The organism is Roseiarcus sp. (genome assembly GCF_049514155.1).
Taxonomy (GTDB): domain Bacteria; phylum Pseudomonadota; class Alphaproteobacteria; order Rhizobiales; family Beijerinckiaceae; genus Roseiarcus.
In genome coordinates, this window is the sequence record NZ_JBEKVH010000181.1 from 1 (window position 1) to 6,917 (window position 6,917).

A 6,917-nucleotide genomic window follows, 5' to 3' on the forward strand; every position below is an offset into this window, starting at 1 on the left:
GCCGACCGATCTGCTCGCCTGGGACCTCGCGCGCGCGGCGATGACCGCGCGCCACGCATACAGCGCCGAATGTCTCAGCGAATCCGAGGCCTGGACCTATCTGCTGACAATCGCGGTCAAGGCGCAGGAAAGCTTCGAATCCTGGCGCGACTTTGGCGAGCGCTACCGCCGCGGACGCATCCGCTGGTCGAACGCGCTGCACGACCGCTTCGACGACATTCTCGCCTTTCTCGTCGGCGACCCGCGCTCGCCGTGGCGGTCCCTTCCCTGGCGCCAGCGCCTCGACGCGAACAATGTCCGCAGCGCGGAAGCCGACGACCCGGCGTCGCGACGGGGCGACTTCGTCTTCGCCCTTTGGCGGCGGCAGGGCCCCTTGCGAACCCAATTGGCGGCGTTGCTCGCCGTCGCGTTGATCGTCGCCGGCTGGGAGGCGGCGCGGCTGATGCGCCCTCAGCCGATCGCCGCGGCGCAAGCGCCGGAGATCGCGGTTTCGCCGATCGCCGATCCGCCTGACGACCCCGCTTCGGCGCGCGGCGAATTCGAGCGAATCCAGGTCGTCTTCGTCGCCAACGGCGACGGCGCGCGGGCCCAGTTCCGTAACCCGCCGCTCGCCCACCCGCTCGCCGATTTCCGCTACGGCGTCGACCATGCCGTTCCCGACCGCGCGCTGACGCCCAAGCTGCTCGAGAAGGCGATCAAAGGCCTGCCACAGGCGCTCGATCTTCCCCCCGGCGCGCATTTCCTCGCCATCCAGGCGCAGCTCGACGCCGGCGTCCTCTCGCCGGTCCGCCGCTTCGACCTCCCCGCCAACCTCCTCGGCCCGCGCCGTTAGACCGGCCGCGACTTCGACGGCCGCGACCCCGGCGTGCTTGATCCGCATCGTGGGGAGCGCTACACGCCTGCCGACCGGAGGATATTCATGGGGGCCCGCGACCCGCTGATCGAACGCTTTCGCCAGAATTTCGGCGGCGGGGCGCGGCTTTACCGCGCGCCAGGGCGGGTCAATCTGATCGGCGAACACACCGACTACAACGACGGCTTCGTGCTGCCGGCGGCGCTCCAGCAATGCACCTGGATCGCGGCTGCGGCACGGCCCGAACCGCGGCTGCGCGTCAGCTCGCTGCGCGCGGGCGAGACGCTCGAATTCGCGCTCGACGATCCCGATCCGCGCCCCCGCCGGGATTGGAGCGACTACGTCCGCGGCGTCGCCATCATGCTGCAGCGCGACGGCTACCGCCTGAGCGGCGCCGACATGCTGATCGACAGCGACGTCCCGGTCGGCTCGGGTCTCAGCTCGTCGGCGGCGCTGGAGGTCGCGACCGGCTACGCCCTGCTCGACGGCGCCAGCCAGGCGATCGATCTCACCCGCCTCGCATTGTGCTGCCAGCGCGCCGAAAACGAATTCGTCGGCATGCGCTGCGGGGTCATGGACCAGTTCGCCTCCTGCCGCGGCGCCGCCGACCGCGTCCTGCTGCTCGACTGCCGCAGCCTTGAATTCCGCCTGTCGCCAGTCGACCCGTCGGTCCGCTTGGTGATTTGCAATTCGATGGTCCACCACGAGCTCGCAGGCAGTGAGTACAACCGCCGCCGCGAACAATGCGAGGACGGCGTCGCGCGTCTCAAGACGGTCCTGCCAACCGTCCGCGCACTGCGCGACGTGACCGCCGCCGACCTCGTCCGACACGGGGCGTTGCTGTCGGAGCTGGTGTTGCGCCGCTGTCGCCACGTCGTCACCGAAAACGATCGCGTCCTGCGCGCCGCCGCTGCGCTCGAAGCCGCCGAGGTCGGCGAAGTCGGCCGGCTGATGAACGCTTCGCACGTCAGCATGCGCGACGATTACGAGATCAGCTGCCGCGAGATCGACATCCTGGTCGAGCTCGCCGGCCGCGTCGACGGCGTGCTCGGCGCGCGCATGACTGGCGGCGGCTTCGGCGGCTGCACGATCAACCTGGTGCGGGTCGAAGCGGTCGACCGCTTCGCCGACGCGGTCGGCCGCGCCTATAAAGAGGCGACCGGCATCACGCCGCAGTTTCTCGTCTGCCGTCCAGGCGCCGGCGCTGGCGTCGCGAATTAGTCCGCCGCGCCGCGGCGTTTGCCTGAACGAGGACATCGGTGACGCTGCTCAACGACGCTTCCCACCGCCGCTTCAATCCGCTGACCCGCGAATGGGTGCTGGTGTCGCCGCATCGCACCCAGCGCCCCTGGCTCGGGCAAACGGAGCGTGCGGCGCGGCCGGCCGAGCACGCTTACGACCCCGAGTGCTATCTTTGTCCCGGCAATCGCCGCGCCAACGGCGAGGTCAACCCGCCCTACCCGCAGACGCTGGTGTTTCTCAATGACTTCCCCGCCCTGAAGCGGGAAGCGGGCGGCGAAGCGATCAACGAGAGCGGGCTGATCGTCGCCGCGCCCGAACGCGGCGTCGCCAAGGTCGTCTGCTTCTCGCCGCGCCACGACCTGACGCTCGCGCGCATGTCGGTCGACGAGATCGAGCCGGTCGTCAAGGTCTGGACCGAGGAATACCGCGCCCTCGGCGCGCTCGAGGAGATCGGCTGGGTGCAGATCTTCGAGAACCGCGGCGCGATGATGGGGGCGAGCAATCCGCACCCGCATTGCCAGATCTGGGCGACCGAGAGCCTGCCCAACGAGGCGGTCAAGGAGCTCGCGTCGCAGCGCGCCTATCGCGAAGAGCGCGGCGGCTGTCTGCTGTGCGACTATCTTGCGCTCGAGCTCGACGCCAAGGCGCGCATCGTCTGCGAGAATGAAGGTTTCGTCGCGCTGACGCCGTTCTGGGCGGTGTGGCCGTTCGAGACTTTGGTGCTGCCGCGCCGCCATTTCGGCGCGATGGACGAGATGAGCGGCGCCGAGGCGCGCGGACTGGCCGACATCTTGCGCCGACTGACGATCCGCTACGACAATCTGTTCGAGATCTCTTTCCCCTATTCGATGGGTTTTCACCAATCGCCGACCGACGGCGCCGCGCATCCCGAGCAGCATTTCCACGCCCACTTCTATCCGCCGCTGCTGAGGTCCGCTTCCGTGCGCAAGTTCATGGTCGGATTCGAACTGCTCGGCACGCCGCAGCGCGACATCACGCCCGAGAGCGCGGCGGCGCGCCTGCGCGACGCGCCGGCCGTCCACTATCTCGATCGTCTGACAAACGGCGCGAGCGACTGAGACCGCCGCAAGACCGCCGGATTTGCCGCGCGCGCCGGCGCGCGTTGACAGAAATCAAGGCGCAACGCACGCTGGCGTTCCTTAGTGGTCAATTGTCAGACTGTTCGGGCCAGCAATTGCTTGGCGTTTTCCGAACGCGTTGATCATCGGCGAAGACCGGGCGCAGCCAGAGCGCGCCGGAGGAGGTTTTCGCGTCGACAGCCTCGCAAAATCATAAGGCCGGAGAGGCGCCCAACGACGGCGAGACGACGATGATCGCGGATTCGTGACACGAAGGCGATTGCGACTCGCAGGCTGCAGGGAGGCTCCTATGGGTAAAACGCAAAAGCGGAATTTCCTCGTCACGGCGGCTGCGATTGCATTGATCTGCGGCGCAGTCTCTTCAGCGTATGCGCTCGATCCGACTCCGAAATGGTGCTCCGGCGTCAAGATCGCCGCCTTCCCGGGCGGACCGCAGGGCGGCGTCTTCGCCAACAACGTCTACAACGGCTACCGCCAGGCCGAGCTCGATCTCGGACCCTCGGTCACCTACTACTTCTCCAACTGGGATCCGAACCTGATGATCACCCAGTTGCAGCAGGCGATCGCCACCAAGGTCGACGGCATCGCCTTCATGGGTCACCCGGGTGACGCTGCGACCGATCCGCAGATCGACAAGGCGTTCGCCCAAGGCATCATCTTCACCACGGCGAACACCGCCCTGCCCGACGCGCAGGCCAAGTACGGGCCGCAGGGCATGGGCTACGTCGGCGCGCCCAATCACCTGGCGGGCCTCGCGCTGGGAGCGGAAGCGGCCAAACGCGCCGGGTTGAAGGCGGGCGACCTCGCGTTCGTCTGGGGCCTCAAGGGCCAGGGCGGCGACCGCGGCTCGCGCACGGTCGGCGTCATCGAGTCGATCGAAAAGACCGGCGCCAAGGTCATCTACCAGGAGATCGACAAGGCGACCGACGCCGATCCGAATGCCGGCACGCCAATTTTCGTCGGCGTGATGAAGGCCAACCCGGGCATCAAGCTCGTCGTCACCGACCACGGCGCGCTGACCGCGAACGTCGGCGTGTTCGCGCGCGCGGCGTCGCTGAAGCCTGGCGAGGTGTTCTTCGCCGGCTTCGACATGTCGCCGGCCACCGCCAAAGCGGTCAAGGAGGGCTATCAGGAGTTGGTGATCGACCAGCAGCCTTACTTGCAGGGCTATCTGCCGATCCTCAACATCTGCCTGACCAAGAAGTTCGGCTTCTCCGGCCTCGACATCAACACCGCCGGCGCCTTCGTCGATCCCAAGAACGTCGACGCCATTGCGCCGCTCGCGGCGCAGGAAATCCGCTAGCGTAGCGGGGCTCGCAGGAGCCCGAACCGGGGCGCCGCTCGAACGGCGGCGCCCCGGCCGAAAGAGGGAGGACGCAAGTGGGTCAATCTGCGTCGCCGAACGCCGAGTCTCCGCCCGTCATGGAGCTTCGCAACGTCTCCAAGACCTTCGGCGAAGTACGGTCGCTCGCCGGCGTCGACTTCCAGGTCAATCCACGCGAGATCGTCGGCCTGCTCGGCGACAACGGCGCCGGCAAGTCGACGCTCATCAAAGTGGTGATGGGCTTCTACGGCCCGGATTCGGGCGGCGAAATCTATTTCCACGGCAAGCGGGTCGAGGGCTGGTCGGTGGCGAAGGCGCGCAGCCTCGGCATCGAGACCGTCTACCAGGAACGGGCGTTGTGCGAGAAGCAGCCGATCTGGCGCAACATGTTCATGGGGCGCGAACTACGCAATCGATTCGGCCTGCTCGACGTCGCCGCGATGCGCGACGAATGCGCGCGGCTGATGAGCGAGCACATGGGCTTCACCTCGGCGGCGGTGCACCCCGACAATGTCGTGGCGACGATGTCGGGCGGCGAAAAACAGGGCGTGGCGATCACTCGCGCGCTTCATTTCGAAGCCGAGCTCGTCATCCTCGACGAGCCGACGATGGGCCTGTCGCTCAGCGAGACCAAGAAGACCCTCGACTTCGTCCGCTCGATCAAGGCGGCCGGCAAGTCGGCGATCTTCATCGACCATAACATCTTCAACATCTACCCGGTCGTCGACCGCCTCTATGTGCTCGATCGCGGCAAGGTCGCCGGCGTGTTCAACCGCGCCGACATCACGATGGATCAGTTGATCGAGCGGCTCTACCACGTCGCGCGCACCGGCTCGATGGAGTTGCCGTCATGACCGGAGAAGCTGCGGGGGCTCGTAAGGTCGGCAAAAAGGCCGCGCCGCCGTCGCTGCTGACGCGTTACGGCAGCCAAATGGGCATCGTCGGCGTCGGACTTGCGATGTGGCTCGCCTTCGTCATCGCCGCGCCGCGCGTGTTCACCGACGTCGACATCTATCTCGCCTTCGCTGAAACGACCCCCCTGTTCGGCATCGTCGCGCTGTCGCTGACCTTCGTCGTCATCACCGGCGAGATCGACCTGTCGTTTCCTTCCGTGATGGCGCTGGGCACGGCCGTCTTCTGCCTCGTCACCTATTACGGCGGCGCGCCGTGGTGGCTCGGACTGATCGCGGCCGGATTGACCGGAGTCGCCTGCGGACTGCTCAATGGCTTCCTGGTGGCGAGCCTCAATATTCCGTCGCTGGTCATCACCATCGGCACGCAGTTCCTGTTCCGCGGTCTCGAACTCGTTCTGATGAACGGCACCGGCGTGCCGCTGCTCGTCGACAAATATCCGCAGATGCACACGCTGTTGCGCGAGCCGCTGTTCGGCGTGCCAGTTCAGGCGCTGTGGATGGTCGGCATCCTGATCGTCGAATGGCTGCTGCTCAACCGCACCCGGTTCGGCGCGCATGTGTTCCTGGTCGGCGACAACCAGACGAGCGCGCGGCTGATGGGCGTCAACGCCGGGCGGGTCAAGATCAAGGCGTTCGTGCTGGTCGGCGTCACCGCCGTGTTCTGCGGGCTGCTGAGCTCGATCTACGGCTATTATTTCTGGCCGAGCACCGGCGACGGTTCGCTGCTCAACACCATCGCCTCGGTGTTCCTCGGCGGCACTTCGGTGTTCGGGGGCACCGGCTCGGTGATCGGCACCTTCGTCGCCGCCTTCATCATCGGCGCGATCAACGCCGGCATCGTCTCGGCGGGCGTCAACGCCTTCTATACCCAGCTTGCGTTCGGACTGGTGATCGTCGTTTCGGTCGTGCTGCAGACGCTGATCGACCGCCGCATCCGCCGCCAGTCGCTGACCGGCAAGTGAAACACGCGGGCGCCTGTTCGGGCGCCCGCCTCAACCCGCGTTCAGCGCTTTCTCGATCTCGTCGAGATCGGAGGGCGCGAGCGCCGGGCCGCTGACCGCCTCGAGGCTGTCGTCGATCTGCGTCAATGTGCGCGCGCCGACGACGGCCGACGTCACCCGCGCGTCGCGCAGCACCCATTTCAGCGCCAGATGGGCGATCGGGAGGCCAAGCCGCTCGGCGATCGGCCGCAGCCGTCGCACCGTCGCGATCCTCTCGTCGGTGACGCCCTCGCGCCCCATCGAGCCGCCGCGGCTGCCGCGTTGAGCCCGCGAATCTTCAGGCATCCCGTCGAGATATTTGTCGGTGAGAATCCCTTGGGCGAGCGGCGAGAAGACGATGCAGCCGACGCCCTCCTCCGCCAGCGCGTCGAGAAGGCCGTCGCGCTCGACCCAGCGGTCGAGCATCGAATAGCGCGGCTGGTGAATGTGGCAGCGCACGCCGAGCCCGCGCAGCGCCGCGAACGCCTCGCGCGCCTCAGCGGC

At 67.3% G+C, this 6,917-nt stretch carries 7 protein-coding genes; 6 read left to right on the forward strand and 1 reads right to left on the reverse strand.

The genetic code is table 11. The annotated features are described in order from the left end of the window. The 6 genes from ABSF49_RS18910 to ABSF49_RS18935 form a co-directional block, all read left to right on the forward strand. On the forward strand, window positions 1-832 hold an 832-nt coding region (locus ABSF49_RS18910; RefSeq protein WP_424114193.1), incomplete at its 5' end, for a DUF1266 domain-containing protein. An 87-nt stretch (window positions 833-919) separates the two neighbouring features. Continuing rightward, window positions 920-2,074 (forward strand): galactokinase, encoded by a 1,155-nt coding sequence (gene galK / locus ABSF49_RS18915; RefSeq protein WP_424114194.1) that lies wholly within the window; start codon window positions 920-922, stop codon window positions 2,072-2,074. A 38-nt stretch (window positions 2,075-2,112) separates the two neighbouring features. Continuing rightward, the gene (locus tag ABSF49_RS18920; RefSeq protein ID WP_424114195.1) at window positions 2,113-3,174 is read left to right on the forward strand and encodes a UDP-glucose--hexose-1-phosphate uridylyltransferase; all 1,062 of its coding nucleotides are present in this window, start codon (window positions 2,113-2,115) and stop codon (window positions 3,172-3,174) included. Between the two features lie 310 nt (window positions 3,175-3,484). Next, on the forward strand, window positions 3,485-4,498 hold the full coding sequence (locus tag ABSF49_RS18925) for a sugar ABC transporter substrate-binding protein (protein ID WP_424114196.1): 1,014 nt from the start codon (window positions 3,485-3,487) through the stop codon (window positions 4,496-4,498). A 77-nt stretch (window positions 4,499-4,575) separates the two neighbouring features. Continuing rightward, complete coding sequence (locus tag ABSF49_RS18930; protein WP_424114197.1) at window positions 4,576-5,373, forward strand: ATP-binding cassette domain-containing protein; 798 nt, start codon at window positions 4,576-4,578, stop codon at window positions 5,371-5,373. Beyond that, window positions 5,370-6,395 (forward strand): ABC transporter permease, encoded by a 1,026-nt coding sequence (locus tag ABSF49_RS18935; RefSeq protein WP_424114198.1) that lies wholly within the window; start codon window positions 5,370-5,372, stop codon window positions 6,393-6,395. The genes ABSF49_RS18930 and ABSF49_RS18935 overlap by 4 nt, the downstream gene beginning before the upstream one ends. Before the next feature lie 30 nt (window positions 6,396-6,425). Here ABSF49_RS18935 and ABSF49_RS18940 read toward each other — a convergent pair. After that, the coding region (locus tag ABSF49_RS18940) for an aldo/keto reductase (RefSeq protein ID WP_424114199.1) at window positions 6,426-6,917 on the reverse strand (492 nt) is incomplete at its 5' end.